Below are 21,532 nucleotides of genomic sequence, written 5' to 3' on the forward strand. Positions count from 1 at the left end.
CAAGTGATCATCCGGCTGCTCGGTCCGCTCGAACTCACCGGTCCGAACGGAGCAGTTCAGCTCAGCAGCGCGGGACAACGAACGCTGGTCGCACGGCTCGCCCTCAATCCGGGCGAGACGGTGCCGCGCAGCGCGCTCGTGGACGCGCTCTGGTCGGACGAGGTACCCGCGACCGCCACCAAGACCCTGCACAGCCTGCTCGCCCGCCTCCGCGGCCAGATCCGCGACGCCGGGCTCGGCGAGCTGATCACCACCCGCGAACCCGGCTACGTGCTCAACACACCCGCGGACACCGTGGACGCCCCACGGTTCGAAGCGCTCGTCGCAGCAGCACGCAAGAGCGACGACCCGGTGGACTCCGCACGGATGCTCCGCGAGGCACTGGCGTTGTGGACGGGTGATCCGCTCGCGGACTGCCGGCCGGGCGAGTGGGCGCGGCACGAGTCCGCGCGGCTCACCGAGCTGCGGCTGGACGCGACCGAGGACCTGATGGACGCCTCGCTCGCCCTCGGTGAGCACGCCGCCGTGGCGCCGCTGGTGAACTCGCTGGTCGAGCAACACCCGTTCCGCGAGCGGCTGTGGGAGCAGCTGATGATCGCGCTCTACCGGTCGGGGCGGCAGGCGGAGGCGCTGGCCGCGTTCCAACGGGCGCGCGGCGTGCTGGTCGACGAGCTGGGCATCGAGCCCGGCAGCAGGCTGCGCGACCTCGAACAGGCGGTGCTGGCCGCCGATCCACGGCTTGACCTGCCCGAACGCACGCCTCCCCTGATTCGCGGCAACCTGCCCGCCGACCGGTCGAGCTTCGTGGACCGGCCGGAGACCGGGCACGTCGCCGGCCTGATCCGGCAGCACCGGCTGGTCACGCTGATCGGCGTCGGCGGAGTGGGCAAGACGCGGCTCGCGGTGCACGTGGCGCGGGGCGAGCAGCCACCGGACGGGGTGTGGCTGGTGGAGCTGGCGGCGTTGCGCGACCGGGCTCTGGTGCCGCACACCGTGGCTGAGGCACTGGGCGTGGTCGACCAGACCGGGCGTGGGCAGCTGTCGGTGCTCACGGAGTTCCTCGCCGACCGGGACGCGTTGCTGGTGCTGGACAACTGCGAGCACGTCGTCGACCACTGCGCGGTCCTGGTGGACACGCTGTTGCGGGTGGCCCCGAAGTTGCGGGTCATCGCGACGTCGAGGCGCGCGCTGCGGGTCTACGGCGAGCAGGTGCTGGCCGTGGCGCCGTTGTCGGTCCCCTATCCGGCGGCGACGTTGTTCGCTCAACGCGCCGACGCCGCCGTGCCTGGCTCGTTCGTCATCACGGGGGCGAACGAGCAGGCCGTGGCGGATCTGTGCCGCCGACTCGACGGCATCCCGCTGGCGATCGAGATGGCGGCGCTGCGGGTGCGTGCGCTGACGCCGGCGCAGCTGCTCGAACGACTCGACGACAGGTTCAGGGTGCTGACCGACGGCGGCCGGACCGCGTTGCCGCAGCACCAGACCCTGCTGGCGACCATGGACTGGAGCTTCGACCTCTGCTCACCGCGCGAACAGCTGCTGTGGGCGCGGGCGTCCGTGTTCGCGGGCAGCTTCGACCTCGCGGCGGCCGAGGCGGTGTGCTCGGACGACTCGCTGACCGCGGACTTCATGTTCGACGCGGTCGACGGCCTGGTCGACAAGTCGGTGCTGCAGCGTGAGGAACACGCAGGCGTGGCGCGCTATCGGTTGCTGGAGACCATGCGCCAGTACGGGCAGACGCGGCTGCGTGCGAGCGATGAGGAAGCACGGCTGCGGTTGAGGCATCGCGACTGGTACGCCGGTGTGGCTGAGCAGGGCGAACGGGCCTGGTTCACGCCACGGCAGGCCGCGACGGTCGGGTGGATGACGACCGAGAGCGGCAACCTGCGGGCGGCTCTGGAGCACTCGCTGACGACGCCGGGCGAGGCCGACGCGGGGTTGCGACTGGCGGCGACGCTGTGGTTCTACTGGGTCGGCTGCGGGCGGTTCGCCGAGGGACGGCACTGGCTGAACTGGGCGTTGTCGCTGGAGACAGAGCCGTCACGGGCGCGTTGCAAGGCGTTGTGGGTCAACGGGTACGTGGCGACGCTCCAAGGCAACACCGCCGCTGTGCCGGCGCTGCTGGAGACGTGCCGAACCGAGGCTGAGCTCCTGGACGACGCGGACGCCGACGTCTACGCGACCTATGTGCAGGGCGCGGCGGCGGTGTTCAACGACGACCTGCCACTGGGCGCGTCGCTGCTGGCCGAGGCGGACCGCGTGCACACCGAGCTGGGGCACCTGGACAGCAACGTGATCATGGCGCGGGTGGCGTTGGCGATCACGGTGGCTTTTGGCGGTGAGCTGGACCGCGCAGCCTCTCTTTGCGCCGAAGCACGAGCCGTGTGCGAGGAGAACGGTGAGCTGTGGGCGCGCGCGTACGCGTTGTACGTCCTGGCGTTCGTCGCGATGGGACGTGGGGACGTCGTCGAGGCCCGTGAGCTGGCTACTTCTTCGTTGCGCATCAAGGAGAAGTTCGACGACCTGCTGGGGATCGCGGTGTCGGTGGAGCTGCTGGCGCTGATCTCGGTCGTGTGTGGCTCCGCTTCGCACGCCGCGTTGTTGCTGGGCGGCGCTGACCGGGTGTGGCAGTCGGTCGGGTTGCCGCTGTTCGGGTCGGCGAACTTCGCGGCGTCGCATGACCAATGCGTGGCTCTTTGCTTGCAGGCCCTGGGCGAGGAGGAGTACGCCGCCTCGTTCGCTCGCGGGTCGGCGATGACCGTGGCCGCAGTGATTGCGGCGGCCCAAAAAGAGCTCACGCAGTCGTGACGCAGGCTCCGTGCAACCGGGCGTCGGCAGGCTGGGCTGAATGAGGACCAGCGTGCGCAGGCCAGACGTGGGAACCATCGAAGAAGTCCTGAAGCTCGCCGCGCGGGCACCGTCGTTCGACGTCGTGCCGCCGTGGCGGTGGCGTGAGGGCAACGAGTGCCTGGAGCTCGTCACGACGCGCACGGACCAGGCGGCGCTCCTCGCGTGTGGCGCGGTGCTTCACCACGTACGCGTTGCTCTCTCGGCGATGGGCTGGGACTGCCACGTGCTGCGCTCCGCGGGTGCCGACGGCCAGGTGGCGTCCGTGCACCCGCGCTGGGAGCTGGACCCGTTCTCGTGCGAGGTGGCCTCCGCGGCGGCGATCTCCTTGCGGCGGGCGGATCCGCGCCCGTTCCTGGCCGACGAGGTGCCGGACTCGGCGCTGACGTGGCTGCTGCACGCGGCCCACGCCGAGAGCTGCGACATGGAGCTCGTGGCGCGGCGCAACGGCGCGTTGGTCCGGATGATCGGCCAGGACTGGGTGCGACTCGGCGAGGCCGTGAGCTCTGTACTGCTCGCATCGACCGTGTGGGGCCTGGCGTCACAGGCGTTGCTGCACGAGGGCGAGGTGTTCGTCCGGGTGGGCTGGCAGTCGCCCAATGCCGAACCGTTGCCTCAGTCGGCCCGCTAGCTCTTGTCCTGGCAGGCACGATGGGTGCGTGGACCGCGACAGAACGCTCGCGCACCTGAGCGACGACGACTGGCTGAGACCTGACCAGTCGTCCACGCAGCTGTACCGGGACCTGTGCGCGTTGCGCGACCTGCCGGTGCGGGAGCTGACGCCGACGTCGCTGCACCTGCTGGTGACGCATCAGGTGGGCCTGGACGTGACCGCGCTGCTGGCGCTGGAGCACGTCGAGTCGGACCCGCTGCGGTCGTTCGCCCTGTACCCGGGCGACCTGCTGGCCGCTCTACTGAGAGTAGATCATTCGTTCTGGACCGATCACCCTGCGTTACTGGCGCGGATGTCGGTTCTGCTGGACCGGCTGCGCACGTTGCCCGAGGGCGACTGGCAGCTGCTGGTGAACGCCGCCGAGCAGTTTCCCGGTTAGGCGCGCGTTAGGCGTCTCTTTGCCGCCCGGTGAGTTGCTGGTGCCATGGCAAAGACCCTCGCGGCCGCCGGCCTCACACTGGCCTCCCTCGCCGCCACCGCAGTGCTGTTCACCCCCGTCGCCTCGGCCGAGACCTGCAAGGCCTCCTACTACACCGGTGGCGGTACGACGGCCAGCGGCGAGCGCTTCGACCCCAACAAGCTCACCGCCGCGCACAAGACGCTGCCGTTCGGCACCAAGGTCAAGGTGAAGAACCGTTCCAACGGCAAGACCGTGACCGTGCGGATCAACGACCGCGGCCCGTTCGTCACCGGTCGCTGCATCGACCTGACCCCGAAGGCCTTCAAGACCATCGCCACGTTGTCACAGGGCGTAGTCGGCGTGACCGTCACCAGGGTTTGATCGATACCAAAACTCTCGTTTTGCTTGACCCAATCGAGTGAACGGGATAGGCAAACGGGGTGTTGGCGGCGATGAGTGGGCCGGGTCGGCTCGCCACTGGGGCGCTCCTAGGTGCCGTCATCGCGGCGTTTTACGTGCTCGCACCGCATGTCGGATCGCTCGCAGCGGGCGATCCGACAGGCCCCGAGGGCGACAAACCAGCCCGCGTTTCGCTGATCAACACCCCGTCTCTGATGCCCACGCAGACCGAGACACCATCACAGACCGTGTCGTCCACCTCGTCGTCGTCCGCGCCGTCTTCTTCTTCTCAGACAACGACTACGACCACCACCACGACGACCACAACCGGGGTCACGACGACCACGACTCAGCCGCCGAAGCCCACCACCACGACACCGCCGCGGCCGACCACGACGACGACCACGAAACCGTGCGGGCTCATCTTCTGCTGACGTCCAACAGCTTCGCGGCGTAGATCAGGTTCTTGTCGTCGCGGGTCATCAGCTCGCTGACGTGGCTGAGGCACGCGGCGGCCAGCACCTCGTGACTCGGCAGCTCCAGCTCGGGGTGCAGCTCGTCGATGCGGGCAGCGAACATCGCCTGCTGGTAGGCGACTTCCTTCGATGTGCAGACGTCGCGTTGCTCGCCGAACGTCCACATCCAGAAGACGAACTCGACGAACGCCGCGCGGTCGCCGACCTCGTCCAGCGCGGTGCGCGCGGCCGTGAGCCGGGTGCAGTACCGCCACCAGGACCGGAAGTCGTCCGGCCGCTTCTTCTCGACCCACCGGCGGCGCTGGTCCTCCGTCATGGCGCAGACCTCTTTCATCTGCTGCCAGACGACGCGGTGGTCGCCCTTGAACGTGATGGTGTGGTCGTCCCCGAACGCCGAGAAGATCTTCTGCACGGTGCCGGGATCGTCCTCCACCGACACGTACAGCACGACCTGCGCGTCCGGCTGCCAGTACTGCTGGTGCCCGAACTCGGGCCCGCCCAGCTCCACCAGCCCGGTACCGCGCCGGGCCAGCTCGTCCCGCAGCTCGTCGAACATCTGCAGCCCGCTGAACTCGCCGTACCTGGCCACGATCGCCCGATCGAGCGGCACGCCGTACGCCAGCCGATGCGCCTGCACCGCCCAGTGCTCACCCATCAGCCCAAGACCGCGCCTGCGCCGGTACCAGGCCATCTCGACGAGGCCGTACGACCGCCAGTAGCTCCGGCCGTTCCAGTTCTCGCTGAAGTCGTCGCCCAGCACCGCGGCCACCACGTCCGGCCCCATGTCCGCGTCGGCGCCGAGGATCGTGCCGGTCTGCACGACGTCGGCGAAGAAGTCGAGCTTCGCCCCCATGAACTGATCGTCTCAGGCCTTCAAGCCGACGGGACAGGACACACCCGTCCCGCCGAGACCGCAGTAGCCGTAGGGGTTCTTGGCATCGGAGAGGTACTGCTGGTGGTAGTCCTCGGCGTAGTAGAACTCCCCGAGTCGCTTCACCTCGGTGGTGATCTGCCCGAGCCCGGAGGCGTTCAACGCCCGCTGGTAGACGTCGCGGGAGGCCTCCGCCGTGACCCGCTGTCCCTCGTCCGAGTACAACGCGATCGACCGGTACTGGCTGCCGACGTCCGCACCTTGCCGCATGCCCTGCGTCGGGTCGTGTCCCTCCCAGAACACCCTTAGCAGGTCCTGGTAGGGCAACGCGGCCGGGTCGAAGACGACCAGGACCACCTCGGCGTGCCCGGTGCGGCCCGAGCACACCTCTTCGTAGGTGGGGTTCGGGGTGTGGCCACCCGCGTAACCGGCCGCGGTGGTCCAGACTCCGGGCGTCTGCCAGAAGAGGCGTTCAGCGCCCCAGAAGCAGCCCATCCCGAACACCGCGGTGCGGTGTCCCGCCGGGAAGGGTGGTTGCAGGCCGCGGTCGGCGAAGACGGCGTGGTGGGCCGGCACCACGACGGGGTCCGCGCGGCCCGGCAGAGCGTCCGCAGCGCCGGTGACCTGCGTTTTGTCACGACCGAACAACGCCATGCGGATCAATCTACGCGGGCCGGTTCCCTGACGGGCTGCAGTCCGGCGCGGCGTTCGTACGATCTTTCCGGTCCCAGGTGGTCACAAAATGCTCCTTCCACCCACTGCGGAGAAGAGCAACTCGTACGATAGACATACCGCGAGCACGACCCTGGGATTGCCCGCGCGCGGGCAGCGGTGAGCAGCAGAAAGGAAGGCCGGCGTGACCTGGCAGGAGGAGCTCAGCCGCCTTGACGCGGTGCTGGCCTCGGGAAAGATCTCGGCGGACGAGTACCGCCGCCGCCGTGACGAGATTCTCGCCGGATCCGCCGGAGGAGCGGCCGCCGCACCTGCGCAGCAGGCCCCGGCGCCGAACTCCTTCCCACCGCCGTTCAGATGGGACCAGGGACAGGACGATTCGTCGAACCGCACCCAGGTGGTCTCGAACGTCCCCGGCAAGACCCCGCAGCCCGAGAACGCGGATCGCACGCAGGTCGTTTCCGCGGGCGACGCCAGCGCCGAGCGCACCCAGTTCGTCCGGCCCGCGCAGCCCCCGCACGGTGGCTGGCAGGCCACGCCGCCGCAGAACCCGTACTCGGCCTCATCGGCGCAGCCGCCGCCGTGGACCACGGGCGACCACGACCTGATGGCGCCTCAGTGGGGTGGCGGCGGGTTCCAGGCGCACGGCCCGGAGGTCTTCGACGACAAGCCCTCCGGCAAGGGCAAGGTGTTCGCGATCTTCGGCGTCGTGCTGGTGCTCGTCGCGGGCGCGGTGCTCTGGTTCACGGTGTTCAAGGGCACGGGCAGCAACAACGCGGACCCGTCTCCGACCAACCCGGCGCCCACCTCGCAGTCGCCCACCAAGAAGAAGCCCACGCCGTTCGGCAACCTCACCATTCCCGAAGGCGCCAAGAACGGCCCGAACACCTACACCCCGCAGCAGCTGGAAGCCGCGAAGCCGTTGCCGGAGCCCGATCTGCTGATGCTCAAGCGGTTCGACGTCACCGAGACCCGCTCGGTCGTCGTGCTGGACACCAAGGGCAACTCGGACAGCATGTGGGCGTTCAAGTGCGCCGACCCCGCCGCGTTGCGCGACGCGATGGAGAACGACCAGCTGCGGTTCGCCTTCGCCGAGTCGCCCACCGAGTCGAAGCCGGGGGTGAAGGTCTTCGGCGCGGAGGTCAAGGACGCGGCGGGCAAGACCCTCCAGGTGCGGCGCGGTAGCTACGTCTCCGGTGGCGAGCTCCTCCGCGTCGAGGTGCTCGGCGCCAACGAAGCCGACGTGGTCGCCGCCTTCAAGCAGGTCCTGGCCGACCAGCTCGAGCACACGCCCGCTAAATGAGGACGACGCTTCGGGTCGCCGTCGTCCTGTTCCACAACGAGCTCGACGAGGTGTGGCGTTGCATGCGCGCTCTGAACCAGAGCGCGCAGCACGCCGACATCGACGTGACCGTCCACATCGGAGACTGCTCGAGCACGCCGATGATCGGTGCGAGCGACGTGCAGTCGTTGCAGGACAACACCGGCTTCGCGGCTCTGCACTACACGTGGTTCGGCGAGAACCTCGGCCACAGCGCGGGCTGCAACAGGCTCGCGGAAGGTGCGGACGAGGACTACCTGCTGCTGCTCAACCCCGACACCTACGTCGCGCCGATGTTGCTCAAGCACCTGCTGAAGGCGGCCCGCGACGTGCACGTAGGTGCCGTGGACGCCCGTCAGATCCCTTGTGAGCACCCGAAGTGGTTCGACCCTTCGACGGGTGACCAGAGCTGGGCGAGCGGCGCCTGCCTGCTCGTGCGGACGAAGTTGTTCCACGAGGTCGGCGGGTTCGACCAGGTGTCGTTCCCGTCCTACGTCAACGACGTCGACCTCAGCTGGCGTCTGCGGCTCGCGGGGTCACGCGTCGTGCACCAGCCGAAAGCCGTGGTGTTCCACGACAAGCGGCTCGACGACAAGGCGAACGTCGCACCGACGAGCATCGAGCTGCACGCCGGCCTGCTCGGCAGGCTCAAGCTGCTGACGAAGTACGACCGCGCCGACCTCGTCGAGGAGACGGTCGACGTCGTCACCCGGCACGGCCACGACGACCAGAAGCGCGCGGTCGCGGACTTCCAGCGACTCGACGAGGACGATCTGCCCGATCCCCTGCCGAACGCGAGCACGGTCGCCGACTTCATCGACTTCGAGTACGGCCGCCGCCGCTTCTGAACCTGGGGTACTCCGCGTGGGCAACTACGAGTTCGACTTCAACGAGAACGGCCCGTACGGCGCCGCTGTCCGCCTGCTCGCGGGCACCGATCCGCACGGCAAGATCGTGCTGGACATCGGCTGCGGCGCCGCGGCGGTCGCGGACCCGATCACGGCCAGCGGCGCCACCTACGTCGGCATCGATGTGGACGCGGCGGCGATCGAGGCCCTCGCCGCGCGCGGTCTGGAGGGCCACGTCGTCGACCTGACGGCACCGGACCTGGCGACGTCGCTGGACAAGATCGTCTCCGGGCGGTCCGTCGCGGCCGTGCTGTGCCTGGACGTGCTGGAGCACGTGCCGGATCCGTCGGCGGTGCTGACCTCGCTGGGCGTGATCGCGGAGCAGGACGCCGAGCTGATCATCAGCATCCCGAACGTCGCGCACGTCGACCTCGCCCGGCAGCTGCTCGCCGGCCGCTGGGAGATGACGGAGTCCGGTCTCCTCGACCGCACGCACGTCCGGTTCTTCACCGAGTCGTCGCTGACGGAGCTGACGACGACGACCGGCTGGTACGAGTCGGCCCGTGAGGACTTCCTGCTCGAGCAGTCCGACCAGCACCGCGCCCTGCACCCGCTGTTCGAGCCGAAGACGAACGTCGGCTCCTTCTTGCGGACGCTGCGCGACGAGGCGGACGACTTCGGCTCGGTGAACCAGTTCGTGCGCCGCTACCACCGCGGCGCTCGGCGCGCGCCTGCCGCGCAGGACGCGGGCTCGGTCTTCCTCAGCATCGTGATTCGCACCCAGGGCAAGCGCCCGCTGGCGTTGAGCGACGTGCTGTGCTGCCTCGGCGCGCAGACCGACCTCGACTTCGAGGTCGTGATCGTGGTGCACGACTCGACACGGCTGCGCGCTGTGCAGGAGCTGGTCGACGACTTCGAAGGCAACCTCGCCCAGCGCGTGCGCACCTTGTCGTGCGACGGCGGCACCCGCAGCGTTCCCGCGAACGTCGGCCTGCGTGCCGCCCGTGGCGACTACGTCGTCTTCCTGGACGATGACGACCTCGTGCTCGCGAACTACGTCGAGAACGTCCACGAAGGCGCGGCCGAGGCCCCTGGCACGATCGTCCGCTGGTGGGCGGCCGAGCAGAAGCGCACGTGGGGCGACGACGGCTACGCGAGCGGCCCGCTCACGCCCACGTACGCGACGCGTTTCGACATGCTGAGGCATTTGCGGCAGAACGAGACGCCGTTCCACTGCTTCGCGTTCCCCCGCCGACTCGTCGAGCTGGGCTTCGCGTTCAACGAGACGCTGACCGTCTGCGAGGACTGGGACTTCCTGGTGCGCGCCGCCTCGTTGTGCGGCGTGCACGACACGGAGCAGATGACCGCGATCTACAACAAGTGGTCCGACAAGTCGTCAGCGCACGTCGTGAACCCCGACGAGTGGCTGGTCATGCGCGCGCTGGTGCACGTGGAGCTGGACAAGCACGCACTGATGTTGCCGCCCGGTTCAGCCCGCAACCTCGACCGCGTGCTGGAGCGCAACGAGATCAGCGAGCGGCGCATCGCCGAGCTGGAGGCGGAGCTGGCCGCCATCCACCAGGTCTCCCACAACGCCCACCACGCCCTCAACGAGCTCCGCTCGTCAACGTCGTGGAAGTTCAGCGCCCCGGTGCGTGCTTTCGGCAACATCGCTCGCCGCGTGCGCAGGCGATGAACTTCGGGATCTCTGTTAAGAACGCGAGTCGGTGCGACTTGCAACCGCCGCCGAGTGCTAGACGTCTACTACGGGTGTAGGTCACCACTCGGAGGCGGCACATGTGGATCACAGTGACATTAGTCACATTGGGCGGTTTGGCGTTCCTGACGCGAACCGTAATGGCCCTCCTGGCCGTTTCCCCCAACAAGGACGCCAGTGATTACCCTAAGCCACAAACGTCCACCAATTGAGATACTCGTTCGGAGTACGTCTTACGGACGAACGTTGACTTACCGTACGATCCTTTCGGGTCGTATGACTGAACGGTCGCCCGAAGGGGACCTCACAGGGGTAGGTGCGCCATGGACCACGCACTGAACAAGGTCATCGAGCTGCGCGAGAGCGGTTTTCAGTTCCTCCACTTGAGGGACGACGCCGGGCAGCTCGACCGCATCATGGCGTTCAAGCAGCGCAGAGGCTTCATCGACTCGATCCTCTTCTGGTCGGAGACGGAGGCGCGCGCGGGACGTCTGCCCGCGGTGCGCGACTCGGCCCGCCCGGCCCAGGCCGTGTGGATCTACGAAGGTCCGCTGATCGAGGCCGTGGACAGGTTGCTGGACCTGCCGGAGCCGGGTGCGCGCAACGCGCCGACGCTGATGAAGGCGACCGCTTCCGATCTGGCCGTCGTCACCACGCTGCCGTTCAAGTTGAAGCTGCCACCGGGCGCGATCGCCTGACCCGTTAGTCAGTTTCGAAGTCTCCGCGCTTTACGGCGCCGATGAACGCTTGCCAATTACCGGACTGGATGACAAATCCTGTCCGGTTTTTGGTGTCTCGAACGAGCGCCTTTGAGCCGTTCAGCGCAATCTCGACACAGTTCGCATCCTGGCCACCGCTACTACGACTGCTCTTGCGCCACACGATTCCCTACCTCTCGGCAGCCAACCTCTCGATCCATGTGGCGGACTCGTCATGGGACAGCGCCAGCTTCGAGAGGTGCTTGAAGACGAGCGTAGCGGCCTTCACTTGCCGTGAGTCTTCGATGTGGATCGAGCCACCCATGTACTCGATGTAGAGAACCTGTGGATCACCGGCGAACGGCATGTCCAGCAGCGTGAACGGTCCGCTCTGCCCCTCGTGAAGTCCTGCTGATTCCAGCAGGACTTGGATGGTCACGTTCGGCAGGCGGCCCACCTCGACGAGATGCAGAAGCTGCTCTCGATCAGCTTGCCGCAGGGCGGCTTCATAGATGATGGCGTGGTACTCAAGCGGGTTGTCGGCGACCAAGCGCTGTTGCCGGCGAACGCGGATGGCAACGTCGTCCTCGATCCGCTTCTTGGATCGCTGCCTCGCTGAGCCTGTGAACAACGCCCGCATGTATCGCACGGTCTGCAGCTGTCCTGGGATGTAACCGAACTGGAACTCCCTGACACGTGCGGCGTCGTGCTCAAGGCCGAGGTAGCCGTACCCGTCAAGAGCGTAGGCACGCCACCAGCCTTTCTCCCTGGCCAGCTCCCACATCTCGATGTACGGGGCTTCTTCATCGCCAATCACGCCGTAGAGGTCGAGCATCGCGCGCAACGCGTGGATGTCGGGCAACTGGCCGTTCTCGATGCGGCTGATCTTCGGGACGTTGTAGTGCAGCCGCTGCGCCACCTGGTGCTGGCTCATGCCTGCGCGCTCACGCAGCAACTGCAACGCCTGTCCCAGGCGCTGCATTCGGTACGTGGGTTCGGCCACGGTCCAAACGGTACGGGCAAGATCCGCACTTTGAGATTCTCACCTCTCGGGGCTGGTGAGGAACGTCCTTTGCATGGACCACTTCCATCGCATCGAGTACCACCGACGGCTGCCCAGCGGTGCGCTGGACCTCGAGCAGGTCGAGGAGGTCGTCGACCACGGTTGGTACATAAGAAAAGGCGAGGAGTGGCAGCGGCGCTACACCCTCGAGTGCGCGTACGACTTCCTCTCGCGGACCGAAACGAAAGCGGGCACGTTCGCGATCACGGTGTGGCGGGAGGAAGTCCGCGTCTGCACGGTTGGAATGGAGTGGCGTCCCTCCAACGGATGAAGAAGTTCCCTCGCCTGAGTTACGCAGCTTGATGTAGAGGGGTCGAACACGAAACGTTCGCGCCCATGAACCTCAGGAAGACCGTCGCGGGGGCCGCCGTTGCCCTCGGCAGCACCGCCGTAATGCTCGGCCTGGGTGGCATCGCACACGCTGACACCGTCGACGCCACCGCGCACACGCAGCCCGACCTGGGTGGTCAGCTGGGTGACGTCGCGTCGGTCGGCGACCTCGCGAAGGTCGACACCTCGGACGTGGCCGGCAAGATCCAGGCCGTCAACGCGCAGGACGCGGACGTCACCGCGATCGTGGAGAACGTCGACGCCGGCGGCAACGGTGTTCCCGCCGCGACGCTGCTCGGCCTCAACGAGCCCCAGGGTCCGTGGAACGGCCTCGCGCACGTCGACATCTGATCCAACCAGTACTTCCTGGCCGGGGCGGCGCCCGATTCCCTCCCCCTCGAATCGGGCGCCGTTCCACTTTTTTCACGCCATTTACGGAGCGAAACGCCTTGAGCATCAAGAAGATCGTCGCGTCCGCCGGCATCGCCGCCGGTGCCATCGCCGCCCTGGCCGGCACCGCACAGGCCGCGCCGGAGCTGCCGCAGCTGCCGAACGTCGACGCCGTCGGCAAGGTCAGCGAGCTCGGCCAGAGCGCGGGCATCTCCACGCTGCACAACATGGGCGGCAACGTGGAGATGATCCACGACGGCTCTCAGATCATCGGCGGCTAACGACCCACCGCGTAACCCTGCGCGCCCCGTGGATTCGCACCGGCGCGCAGGAGTCCGTCCGAGGAGTCCCTCGCCACGGCCGACATCCGGCCGAGGGTCCACTCACCGGCGTCCACTACCTGGTGGCCCTTCGCACGCAACGCTTCCAGGGTGTCGGCGCCGACTCGGGACTCGATCACGAGCTCGCCGGGTGTCCAGGCACGCGGGTAGAACGAGCTCGGGAACGCGTTCGAGTGCCACATCGGCGAGTCGATCGCCTCCTGCAGGTTCAAGCCTGCCAGGTGCGCGAGCCAGAAGCCGAGCTGCCACTGGTCCTGCTGGTCGCCGCCGGGCGTGCCGAACGCCAGCGCTGGAACGCCGTCCCGCAGCGCCATCGACGGTGACAAGGTGATCCGCGGGCGCTTGCCGGGAGCCAGCGAGTTCGGCAAACCCTTGTCCAGCCAGAACATCTGGGCGCGGCTGCCCAGGCAGAAGCCGAGCGACGGGATCGTCGGCGACGACTGCAGCCAGCCGCCGGACGGGGTCGCGGACACCATGTTGCCCCAGCGGTCCACGACATCGACGTGCACGGTGTCGCCGCGCGTCACACCGGAACGGGCCACGGTCGGTTCGCCGATCGCGCCGGTCGGGTCGGACACGAGCACCGACGGTCCGCCGACGATGTGCTTGGGCAGCAACGGTTCCCGGCCGTCGGGCGAACCGGGGCGCAGCTCGAAGGAAGCGTCGTCGCCGATCAGCGCACGGCGCTCTGCAGCGTAAGAACGCGACAGCAACGTCTCCAGGGGCACGTCCGGAACGTCGCCGTACCAAGCCTCGCGGTCGGCGAAGGCGAGCTTGGCGGCCTCGACGGCCAGGTGGATGGTCTCCGCGCTGGGCTTTCCATCCACATAGGACAGCTCGTAACCCTCCAGCAGCCGGAGCTGTTGCGCCAGCACGGGTCCCTGCGTCCACGCCCCGGCCTTCACCAGCGTCCACGAGCCGAAGTCGGTCAGCACCGCGTCCTCGTACGACGCCTCCCACGACGCCATGTCCGCACCGGTCAGCACACCGGCATGATCACGGCCGGAGTCGTCGCGGAACTCGGAGCGGCAGAACTCGTCGACCTGCGCGGCCACGAACCCCTGCGACCAGGCCCTGCGCGCGGCCTCGATCTGCGCCTCACGATCAGCGCCGGCGGCCTCGGCAGCCGCGAGCAGCCATTCCCACGTGTCAGCGAGCTTCGGGTTGCGGAAGCGGCCACCGGGCACCGGCAGCGCACCGCTGGGCATCCACTGAGCAGCGGACGTCGGCCAGTGGTCGCGGAAGAGGTCCGAGACCAACGAGATGGTGTGCACCGCGCGTTCGACGAGCGGGAAGCCGTCCCGCGCGTAGCCGATCGCCTTGTCCAGCACATCGCGCAACGACTTGGTGCCGTAGTCACGCAGAAGAGTGAGCCACCCGTCCCAGGCGCCGGGCACGGTCGCGGCCAGCAACCCGCTGCCGGGAACCAGTTCCAGGCCGAGTGACGTGTAGTGGTCGATCGACGCGCCGGCCGGAGCCACGCCCTGTCCGCACAGCACCCGCGGCGCCGCACCAGCGGCCGCGAAGATGATCGGAACTTCGCCACCGGGGCCGTTGAGGTGCGGTTCCACCACCTGCAACACGAACCCGGCGGTCACGGCCGCGTCGAACGCGTTGCCGCCGTCCTCAAGTACAGCCATGGCCGCCGAGGAGGCCAGCCAGTGGGTCGATGCGACCATGCCGAAGGTGCCGACGAGTTCAGGGCGCGTGGTGAACACGCCTACAAAGGTATGCGACGCTAACTAAATTGCGTGACTCCGAGTGACGCACGCCCCACACCCGAATGGAGCAGTCCGGCGCGCTCCAATGCGTCGGCGTCCAGGTGGTTGCGAGAGTCGACGACGGTGTGGCCGTCCATCAGCTCGGCGACGCGCACCCAGTCGAGCGTGCGGAACACCGGCCAGTCCGTCAGCAGCACGACGGCCTCGGCTCCCTTGACCGCCTGGTAAGGGTCGTCGACCAGCAGCATTCCGGCGAGCGGCCCTGTCACCTCGGGGTCGAACGCGGTCAGCTCGGCACCTTCGAGCACCAGCTGCTCGGCGACGGCCAACGCCGGCGAGTCGCGCAGGTCGTTCGTCCCCGCCTTGAACGCGAGCCCGAGCACGCCGATCCGCACTCCGGCCAACGAGCCGCCGCATGCGACGCGAACCTTGTCCACGACCCGCATCTGCGCACGGACGTTGGCCTCGATCGTCGAGCGGACCAGTCCGAAGTCGACCCCGACCGCCTCGGCGATCTGCACCATCGCGTGCGTGTCCTTCGGCAGGCACGAGCCGCCCCAGCCCGGCCCGGGCTTCAGGAACGACTGCCCGATCCGCTTGTCGTAACCCATGCCCTCGGACACCGACTCGATGTCCGCACCCAGCAGTTCGCACAGCTCAGCGACCGCGTTGACGTATGAGAGCTTCATCGCGAGGAAGCAGTTCGCGGCGTACTTGACCATCTCGGCGCTCGCGGCGTCCATCAGCACGGTCGGCGCACCGAGCTTGGCGAACAGCGCTGCGACCCGTTCGGCGGCGGACGGCGAGTCCGAGCCGACCACAATCCGGTCCGGGTGCAGGAAGTCGCGCACAGCCGTGCCCTCGCGCAGGAACTCCGGGTTCGACACGACCGCGATGTCCTCACGGCCGAGCAGCGCGCGCACGCGTGCCGACGTCCCGACTGGCACGGTCGACTTGGTGACGATGACCGTCCCGTACGGCAGCACCTCGGAGATCTCCGCGGCCACCGACTCGACGGCGCTCAGATCGGCCGCGCCGCCCGCGCCCATCGGCGTCGGCAGACACAGGAACACGACATCGGCCTCGAGCACCGCGGGCGCGGCCCCGACCACGAACTCCAGCCGCCCGGCCGCCTGGCCTTCGACGACGAGCTCGGCGAGCCCTGGTTCGAGGATGTCGACCTGCCCGGCCCGCAGCCGCGCCACCTTCAAGGCGTCGACGTCCGCGCAGACCACGCGGTGTCCCAGAGACGCGAGGCAGGCGCCCGTCGTCAACCCGACGTAACCGGTGCCCACTACGGCGATACGGCGCGCAAACATAAGAGTGACCCTGACATGCCCAGTTGAACGCCGTACGACTTTCGTCGTAGCTGACCGTGACAGATCTCCTACCAGAGGTCTACCGGCGCGGCCGATGTTTCGAACACGGTCGAACGGCACAGTTCAAGGCATGGGAATTCTGACGATCGCGACGATCTTCATCGGCCTCGCGCTGCTGGCGGCGGTGCCTCTGGTGGCACTGCTCCACTGGTCCGACCGTTGATGTTCAGGTAACGACCGTTAACCTCCTCGCGAGCAGTTCGCTTCGAGGAGGATGAAGGCATGGAGATCTCGGGTACCGCGGCCATCGTCACCGGTGGCGCGTCCGGCCTCGGCGGCGCGACCGCACGTGCGCTGGCGGCGCGTGGAGCGCAGGTGTTCGCGCTCGACCTGCCCAGCGCCATCGAGAAGGCCGACACGATCGAGAACGTCACCTACCTGTCGGCCGACGTGACCTCCGGTGAAGAGGTCCAGGCCGCCGTCGACACCGCGGCCGGCTCCGGCGCCCCGCTGCGCATCACGGTGAACTGCGCGGGCATCGGCCCGTCGACCCGCACCGTCGGCAAGACCGGCCCGCACGACCTCGACCTCTACCGCAAGGTCATCGAGGTCAACCTGATCGGCACCTTCAACGTCCTGCGCCTGGCCGCCGCCGCCATGGGCAAGACCGAGGAGCTGGAGCACGGCGCCCGCGGCGTCATCATCAACACCGCCTCGATCGCGGCGTTCGACGGCCAGATCGGCCAGGTCGCCTACGCCTCCTCCAAGGGCGGCGTCGTCGGCATGACCCTCCCGGCCGCCCGCGACCTCTCGAACGTCGGCATCCGCGTGCTGACCATCGCCCCCGGCATCGTCGACACCCCGATGCTCGCCACCGTCTCGGACGAGTTCCGCGCGGGCCTCGCCGCCGGCATCCCGTTCCCGAAGCGCCTGGCCCAGCCCACCGAGTACGCGCAGCTCGCGGTCTCGCTGGTCGAGCACGACTACCTGAACGGCGAGGTCATCCGGATGGACGGCGCTCTCCGCATGGCGCCCCGCTAGAGGTCGCCTGCAAAAGGCAGCTTGGACATGGCGTCCGAGGTCATCCACTCGCGCAGGCGGTGGGTGGCCCGGACGTCGTCCTCGTTGTACTCCAGCAGCCTCTGCCGCTGCTCGACGTCGAGCTCGTCGCCGTTGAGCCCCACGGCCGACCGGTACCAGCGCATCGAGTTCTCGCCGCCGGCCTCCGGATCGCGCCAGGTGAACCCCGCGGCCGGTGCGATGATCTTCAGGCCCTTGCCGTGCGCGCACAGGAACTGCTCACGGACGATCCCGAACAGGTCGACCCAGGAGTCCGAGTTGATGAACTCCTTGATCTGCGCCACCGTCGGGATGCCGGGCTTGCCGGCGAACCGTTCCGCCGAGCCCAGCAGCCAGCGGTTCTCGGCCAGCTCGTTGTAGCAGTAGGCCTTGAACGACAGCCCGCGTGCCTTGGCGCGCAACCGGATCCCGGTCAACCAGGTCCAGAACTCGGCGAACGAACGCGCCTCGTCGTCGCACGGCAAGGCATCCCACGTGACGAAGGCGCGGTACCCGTGCTCCTCGTCGATGTCCTTTCCGGACAGCAGGCAGCCCCACATGTAGGCGCCGAGATCGCCGAAGCTCTCCATGTCGACGTCGACCTCGACGTCCGCGCGCGGCACCCTCATCTCGGGCACCCGGCGCACCAGCGTCAGGTCCCGCAGCCACGCCCGCGCCAGCACCACCGCGTCGCCGAACGGCATGCCGACGAGCTGGATCGGCCCTTCGCCCTGCGGATCCAGCTCGGCCAGCTGGTCCACAGTGGACAACCCGGCCTTCCGCAGCGCCACCGCGTCCTCGCCGCGCACGACGAGGCTGACGTCCCGCCCCTGCTTGAGATCGTTGTCGCAAGTGGGCCACCACGGACACGTCTTGCAGTCCACGATCCGCGACGGCCGGGCCAGCGGGTCCCGCTGGTTCGCCGCCGCCAGCGCGACCGCGAGCCGATCCGAGAACCTGGCGTCGTACTCGGCCAGCGCGTTGCGGCCACCCGGCCACGTGGGCGCTTCCAGGTCGTGCCACAGCACCACGTCGGCGTCCATGCCGATCACGCCGCCGGTGGCCCGCCCGTGCGCCGCGTACCCGGCGGCCTGCAGCTGCCGTTGCGCATGGGCCAGCCTGAGCTGGTCCCGAGGCTGCGGCCGCACCTTCCGATGCGGATCCGTCCGGCTCCCACCGGGCAACGGCATGGTCAACGGGCTGGTGCGAGCGCCCTGGCCCGGATCGGTGATCTTGTGCCGCACCACGAGCACCGGCACGTATCCGGTGGTGTCCTTGACCAGCAGGTCGATCCCGCCACGGCGGCCACCACGGGGATCACGTGGCAACGCGGCCCCCCAGATGTACTGGGCACCCATCTCCATGGCCGCGAGCGTGACCCGTTCCCGGTCGGCACTGCGCACCTCAGGCCCGTTCGGCACCTCGAAGAAGTTCGAACCGGCAATCCGCCCGAGCGCGTCCGCCACCGCCCGGCGATGGTTCGTCGCGTCCGCTTTCCGTTGTTCCGAAGCCGGATCCAGCGCCGCCTTGGGAGCGCCGCGCATCTCCGGATCGTTTTCGAGGTGCACCCGCCGCCGACAACGAGTGACCACGCCGGCGTCTAGCTGCACCTGGGAAGTCACAGGATGCAGCGTATGTCGCGCGTCCATCTGATGTGTCAGCAACCTGGGCAGTAAGTTTCACGTGACGGAGGAGGTGTACCCGAATGGCGCGCAAAACCGGCCATCTGATCACGCCCAAGAGGGCCAAGAACCTGGTCGGAGTGGCAAAGGTGATTGCCCCGGCCCTCATTCCGGTGCTCGCCCCGGTGATCGCCAGAGGTGCCGGCGTGCTGAGCGAGCAGTACGACCGCTACCGCGCGCGCCGCCTCGGCATCGACGTCGCGGACATCGGCAAGTACTCCGGCCACGGCGCCCGCCTGCACGCCCGAATCGTCGGCTTCTCCGACTCGATGGAGCCTTTGCGCGTTTCCGACGAAGCCTGGGTTTCGAAAACCGAAGCCCGCCTGACTCAGCTGCTGGCCGCCGTGCGCGCTTCCGAACGCATGCCGACGGCCCGGCGCAAAGCTGCGCACCGGGCCGTCGGAACTGATCTGGACGTGCTGGAGCAGGAACTCCTCAGGCGTTTGAACGTGCGCTAGGGCAGACCCCCGCCCTCCCTGGGGGACCGGCCCCGGCTCCATTTTATCGGGATACGGGCACGTCAAGCTGCCGTTCGGCGATCTGTGGATAACTGTCGGCAACCTCTTCCATCACCTCGGCCACGCGCTCCTCACGCTTGATCATCGGATCCGAGCGGAGATCACGGGCGAGAGAGACGCACAGCCCGACCATCACGACCATGAACGGCAACGCCGCGATGATCGTGAGGTTCTGCAGCCCTGTCAGCGCGTTCGACCCACCGACCAGCAGCATGACCGCGGCGACCGCACCGGTCAGCACACCCCAGAACACCACCACGGGTTTCCGGGGCTGGATGGACCCCTCCTGCGAGAGCGTTCCCATCACGATCGAGGCGGCATCCGCCCCGGACACGAAGAAGATCGCCACCAGCAGCATCACCACGACCCCGGCCATCGCGGCCAACGGGAACTGGTTCAGCAGCGAGAACAGCTGCGACTCCGGGGTGGACTGTCCAGCGAGATCAACACCGGACCGCTGCTCGAAGATCGCCGTCCCGCCCAGGATCGCGAACCACACCAGCGACACCGCGGACGGCACCAGGATCACCCCGGCCACGAACTGCTTGATCGTCCGCCCTCGCGAGATCCGCGCGATGAACATCCCGACGAACGGCGTCCACGAGATCCACCACGCCCAGTAGAAGATCGTCCACCCGGACAACCAGGTCTCGGTGGCGTCCCCACCAGAGGCAGCGGTCCGCCCGGCCATCGAAGCCAGCTCGCGGAAGTAGTCCCCGATCGCCGTGGGCAGCAGGTTCAGGATGAACACGGTCGGCCCGACCACGAACAAGAACAGCGCCAGCACCACGGCCAGCACCATGTTGATGTTCGACAGCCACTGGATCCCCTTGGCGACACCGGACACGGCGGACGCGACGAAAGCCACGGTCAGCACCGCGATGATCGCGACCAGCACACCCTTGCCAACGTCACCGGCCCACCCGGCGGCCTCCAGCCCGGACCCGATCTGCAGCGCACCGAGCCCGAGTGAAGCGGCCGACCCGAACAGCGTCGCGAAGATCGCCATCACGTCGATCGCGCGGCCCCAGCCACTAGCCGCCCGACGTCCCAGCAGCGGCGCGAAAGCAGAGCTGATCAGCGAAGATCGCCCACGCCGGAAGCTGCTGTAGGCGATCGCGATGCCGACGATGGCGTAAATCGCCCACGGATGCAGCGTCCAGTGGAAGAGCGTCGTGGCCATCGCGGTTTCCAAAGGATCGCCGTCAGTCCCGGGCGGCGGCTTCACGAAGTGGGTCAGCGGCTCGTTGACGCCGTAGAACATCAACCCGATGCCCATGCCGGCGCTGAACATCATCGCCACCCACGAGACGGTCTTGAACTCGGGTTTCTCGTCGTCGCGGCCGAGCGGGATCTTGCCGTAGCGGCTGAACGCGAGCCACAGCGCGAACACCACGAACCCCGAGGCCGTGATCACAAAGGCCCATCCCAGATTCTGGATGATCCAGGACAGCGCTGTCTTCGAGGCAGCGGCCAACGAGTCTGTACCTACGATTCCCCAGGTCACGAACGCAAGCGTGAGACCTGCGGCAACGCCGAACACAACCCGGTCGGTACGGCCCGGCTTGTCGCATTGAACGGTCATGCGGCCCTAGTTACCCGCTCATAGACCGGGGCAAACTCCTCCGATTACCCTCACCGACGTGAGCACACGGTCGAGTGAGTTGCGCACCCTGCGTGGTGCCGCGCTTGCGCTGACCTCTGCTTCGCTCACGATCGCCGCGCACGGACTGGGCGGCGGAGAGCTGTCGGAGTTCATCCACGCGTTGCCACTCGTGGTGCTGATCGCGTTCGCGGCGACGTCGCTCGCGGACAAGCGGACCGGGAAGCTCTCGGTCATCGCCGGTCTCGGCACCGCCCAGCTCGCTCAGCACCTGCTGCTGTCGTGGGTGAACCACGAACACACCAACACGCTCACCGGGAAGATGTTCGTGGCGCACCTCGTGGCCGCGACGCTGACCGGCATCCTCCTGTTCCACGCGGAGAACGCCCTGTTCAGGCTGTTCGCCGCAGTCACGCGCCTGATCCCCCGCAGGCTCACGCCGCTGCCGGTCACCGCGCCGGCGCGGTCGTTCACCAGCACGCCGTACGTCCAGAACGCGCACTACCTGGACATCTCGCGGGCAAATCGGCGGCGCGGCCCGCCCTGTGGCTCCTGATCATCCGTATCCCCCAACAGACCCCTTG

At 68.1% G+C, this 21,532-nt stretch carries 23 protein-coding genes; 15 read left to right on the top strand and 8 right to left on the bottom strand.

Annotation, left to right across the window (positions count from 1 at the left end):
* Positions 1-3 precede the first annotated feature (3 nt).
* The 5 genes from ABZX92_RS08470 (at position 4) to ABZX92_RS08490 (ending at position 4,753) form a co-directional block, all read left to right on the top strand.
* Positions 4-2,808 carry a BTAD domain-containing putative transcriptional regulator gene (locus tag ABZX92_RS08470; RefSeq protein ID WP_355555421.1) on the top strand — a complete coding sequence of 935 codons (2,805 nt, stop codon included), beginning with the start codon at positions 4-6 and terminating at the stop codon, positions 2,806-2,808.
* 40 nt (positions 2,809-2,848) lie between these two features.
* Positions 2,849-3,478, top strand: a complete 630-nt coding sequence (locus ABZX92_RS08475) for a hypothetical protein (RefSeq protein ID WP_355555423.1) — start codon at positions 2,849-2,851, stop codon at positions 3,476-3,478.
* Between the two features lie 28 nt (positions 3,479-3,506).
* Complete coding sequence (locus tag ABZX92_RS08480) at positions 3,507-3,899, top strand: contact-dependent growth inhibition system immunity protein (protein WP_355555425.1); 393 nt, start codon at positions 3,507-3,509, stop codon at positions 3,897-3,899.
* 45 nt (positions 3,900-3,944) lie between these two features.
* A complete protein-coding gene (locus ABZX92_RS08485) occupies positions 3,945-4,301 on the top strand; it encodes a septal ring lytic transglycosylase RlpA family protein (RefSeq protein WP_355555427.1) in 357 nt (118 codons plus the stop codon).
* A 233-nt stretch (positions 4,302-4,534) separates the two neighbouring features.
* Positions 4,535-4,753, top strand: a complete 219-nt coding sequence (locus ABZX92_RS08490; RefSeq protein ID WP_355555428.1) for a hypothetical protein — start codon at positions 4,535-4,537, stop codon at positions 4,751-4,753.
* Here the strand turns inward: ABZX92_RS08490 and ABZX92_RS08495 are convergent.
* On the bottom strand, positions 4,740-5,648 hold the full coding sequence (locus tag ABZX92_RS08495) for a hypothetical protein (protein ID WP_355555430.1): 909 nt from the start codon (positions 5,646-5,648) through the stop codon (positions 4,740-4,742). The two genes, ABZX92_RS08490 and ABZX92_RS08495, sit on opposite strands and share 14 nt — an antisense overlap.
* A gap of 12 nt (positions 5,649-5,660) precedes the next feature.
* Positions 5,661-6,320 (bottom strand): peptide-methionine (S)-S-oxide reductase MsrA, encoded by a 660-nt coding sequence (gene msrA, locus ABZX92_RS08500; RefSeq protein WP_355555432.1) that lies wholly within the window; start codon positions 6,318-6,320, stop codon positions 5,661-5,663.
* A gap of 202 nt (positions 6,321-6,522) precedes the next feature.
* Between msrA and ABZX92_RS08505 the strand changes: the two genes are divergently transcribed.
* The 4 genes from ABZX92_RS08505 to ABZX92_RS08520 all read left to right on the top strand — a co-directional run bounded on the left by ABZX92_RS08505 (position 6,523) and on the right by ABZX92_RS08520 (position 10,922).
* Entirely contained in the window at positions 6,523-7,641 is a 1,119-nt protein-coding gene (locus ABZX92_RS08505; RefSeq protein ID WP_355555434.1) for an SHOCT domain-containing protein, read from the top strand.
* Positions 7,638-8,507: a glycosyltransferase gene (locus ABZX92_RS08510; protein ID WP_355555436.1), complete on the top strand. Its 870-nt coding sequence runs from the start codon at positions 7,638-7,640 to the stop codon at positions 8,505-8,507. The genes ABZX92_RS08505 and ABZX92_RS08510 overlap by 4 nt, the downstream gene beginning before the upstream one ends.
* A gap of 16 nt (positions 8,508-8,523) precedes the next feature.
* On the top strand, positions 8,524-10,203 hold the full coding sequence (locus tag ABZX92_RS08515) for a methyltransferase domain-containing protein (protein ID WP_355555438.1): 1,680 nt from the start codon (positions 8,524-8,526) through the stop codon (positions 10,201-10,203).
* Between the two features lie 344 nt (positions 10,204-10,547).
* Complete coding sequence (locus tag ABZX92_RS08520) at positions 10,548-10,922, top strand: hypothetical protein (RefSeq protein WP_089907541.1); 375 nt, start codon at positions 10,548-10,550, stop codon at positions 10,920-10,922.
* Between the two features lie 4 nt (positions 10,923-10,926).
* Here ABZX92_RS08520 and ABZX92_RS08525 read toward each other — a convergent pair whose 3' ends face one another.
* Positions 10,927-11,106, bottom strand: coding sequence for a DUF397 domain-containing protein (locus ABZX92_RS08525; protein ID WP_355555439.1), 180 nt, complete (start codon positions 11,104-11,106; stop codon positions 10,927-10,929).
* A gap of 6 nt (positions 11,107-11,112) precedes the next feature.
* Positions 11,113-11,925: a helix-turn-helix transcriptional regulator gene (locus ABZX92_RS08530; RefSeq protein ID WP_355555441.1), complete on the bottom strand. Its 813-nt coding sequence runs from the start codon at positions 11,923-11,925 to the stop codon at positions 11,113-11,115.
* A gap of 73 nt (positions 11,926-11,998) precedes the next feature.
* On the opposite strand from ABZX92_RS08530, the gene ABZX92_RS08535 reads away from it, so the two are divergent.
* The 3 genes from ABZX92_RS08535 (at position 11,999) to ABZX92_RS08545 (ending at position 12,986) form a co-directional block, all read left to right on the top strand.
* Positions 11,999-12,256, top strand: coding sequence for a hypothetical protein (locus ABZX92_RS08535; protein WP_355555442.1), 258 nt, complete (start codon positions 11,999-12,001; stop codon positions 12,254-12,256).
* Between the two features lie 65 nt (positions 12,257-12,321).
* A complete protein-coding gene (locus ABZX92_RS08540) occupies positions 12,322-12,666 on the top strand; it encodes a hypothetical protein (protein WP_355555444.1) in 345 nt (114 codons plus the stop codon).
* 98 nt (positions 12,667-12,764) lie between these two features.
* On the top strand, positions 12,765-12,986 hold the full coding sequence (locus ABZX92_RS08545) for a hypothetical protein (protein WP_355555446.1): 222 nt from the start codon (positions 12,765-12,767) through the stop codon (positions 12,984-12,986).
* Here ABZX92_RS08545 and ABZX92_RS08550 read toward each other — a convergent pair.
* Complete coding sequence (locus ABZX92_RS08550) at positions 12,983-14,764, bottom strand: gamma-glutamyltransferase family protein (protein ID WP_355555448.1); 1,782 nt, start codon at positions 14,762-14,764, stop codon at positions 12,983-12,985. The two genes, ABZX92_RS08545 and ABZX92_RS08550, sit on opposite strands and share 4 nt — an antisense overlap.
* 20 nt (positions 14,765-14,784) lie before the next feature.
* A complete protein-coding gene (locus ABZX92_RS08555; protein WP_355555450.1) occupies positions 14,785-16,086 on the bottom strand; it encodes a UDP-glucose/GDP-mannose dehydrogenase family protein in 1,302 nt (433 codons plus the stop codon).
* 282 nt (positions 16,087-16,368) lie between these two features.
* On the opposite strand from ABZX92_RS08555, the gene ABZX92_RS08560 reads away from it, so the two are divergent.
* Complete coding sequence (locus ABZX92_RS08560) at positions 16,369-17,127, top strand: SDR family NAD(P)-dependent oxidoreductase (RefSeq protein WP_355555452.1); 759 nt, start codon at positions 16,369-16,371, stop codon at positions 17,125-17,127.
* Here ABZX92_RS08560 and ABZX92_RS08565 read toward each other — a convergent pair.
* Complete coding sequence (locus tag ABZX92_RS08565) at positions 17,124-18,767, bottom strand: TM0106 family RecB-like putative nuclease (RefSeq protein WP_355555454.1); 1,644 nt, start codon at positions 18,765-18,767, stop codon at positions 17,124-17,126. The two genes, ABZX92_RS08560 and ABZX92_RS08565, sit on opposite strands and share 4 nt — an antisense overlap.
* 83 nt (positions 18,768-18,850) lie before the next feature.
* On the opposite strand from ABZX92_RS08565, the gene ABZX92_RS08570 reads away from it, so the two are divergent.
* A complete protein-coding gene (locus ABZX92_RS08570) occupies positions 18,851-19,285 on the top strand; it encodes a DUF6474 family protein (protein ID WP_355555456.1) in 435 nt (144 codons plus the stop codon).
* A gap of 43 nt (positions 19,286-19,328) precedes the next feature.
* Here ABZX92_RS08570 and ABZX92_RS08575 read toward each other — a convergent pair whose 3' ends face one another.
* Positions 19,329-20,930, bottom strand: coding sequence for a BCCT family transporter (locus ABZX92_RS08575; RefSeq protein ID WP_355555457.1), 1,602 nt, complete (start codon positions 20,928-20,930; stop codon positions 19,329-19,331).
* A 58-nt stretch (positions 20,931-20,988) separates the two neighbouring features.
* Here ABZX92_RS08575 and ABZX92_RS08580 point away from each other — a divergent pair, with 58 nt between their 5' ends.
* Positions 20,989-21,504 (top strand): hypothetical protein, encoded by a 516-nt coding sequence (locus tag ABZX92_RS08580; RefSeq protein WP_355555459.1) that lies wholly within the window; start codon positions 20,989-20,991, stop codon positions 21,502-21,504.
* The last annotated feature ends 28 nt before the right edge of the window (positions 21,505-21,532 follow it).

This window comes from Lentzea sp. NPDC006480, from assembly GCF_040611995.1.
Taxonomy (GTDB): Bacteria; Actinomycetota; Actinomycetes; order Mycobacteriales; family Pseudonocardiaceae; genus Lentzea.

Coding starts and splice junctions, on each gene's coding strand:
- ABZX92_RS08485 (WP_355555427.1), top strand. CDS start 3,945: ATGGCAAAGACCCTCGCGGCCGCCGGCCTCACACTGGCCTCCCTCGCC.
- ABZX92_RS08490 (WP_355555428.1), top strand. CDS start 4,535: ATGCCCACGCAGACCGAGACACCATCACAGACCGTGTCGTCCACCTCG.
- ABZX92_RS08570 (WP_355555456.1), top strand. CDS start 18,851: ATGGCGCGCAAAACCGGCCATCTGATCACGCCCAAGAGGGCCAAGAAC.
- ABZX92_RS08560 (WP_355555452.1), top strand. CDS start 16,369: ATGGAGATCTCGGGTACCGCGGCCATCGTCACCGGTGGCGCGTCCGGC.
- ABZX92_RS08510 (WP_355555436.1), top strand. CDS start 7,638: ATGAGGACGACGCTTCGGGTCGCCGTCGTCCTGTTCCACAACGAGCTC.
- ABZX92_RS08520 (WP_089907541.1), top strand. CDS start 10,548: ATGGACCACGCACTGAACAAGGTCATCGAGCTGCGCGAGAGCGGTTTT.
- ABZX92_RS08540 (WP_355555444.1), top strand. CDS start 12,322: ATGAACCTCAGGAAGACCGTCGCGGGGGCCGCCGTTGCCCTCGGCAGC.
- ABZX92_RS08575 (WP_355555457.1), bottom strand. CDS start 20,930: ATGACCGTTCAATGCGACAAGCCGGGCCGTACCGACCGGGTTGTGTTC.
- ABZX92_RS08475 (WP_355555423.1), top strand. CDS start 2,849: ATGAGGACCAGCGTGCGCAGGCCAGACGTGGGAACCATCGAAGAAGTC.
- ABZX92_RS08495 (WP_355555430.1), bottom strand. CDS start 5,648: ATGGGGGCGAAGCTCGACTTCTTCGCCGACGTCGTGCAGACCGGCACG.
- msrA (WP_355555432.1), bottom strand. CDS start 6,320: ATGGCGTTGTTCGGTCGTGACAAAACGCAGGTCACCGGCGCTGCGGAC.
- ABZX92_RS08535 (WP_355555442.1), top strand. CDS start 11,999: ATGGACCACTTCCATCGCATCGAGTACCACCGACGGCTGCCCAGCGGT.
- ABZX92_RS08555 (WP_355555450.1), bottom strand. CDS start 16,086: ATGTTTGCGCGCCGTATCGCCGTAGTGGGCACCGGTTACGTCGGGTTG.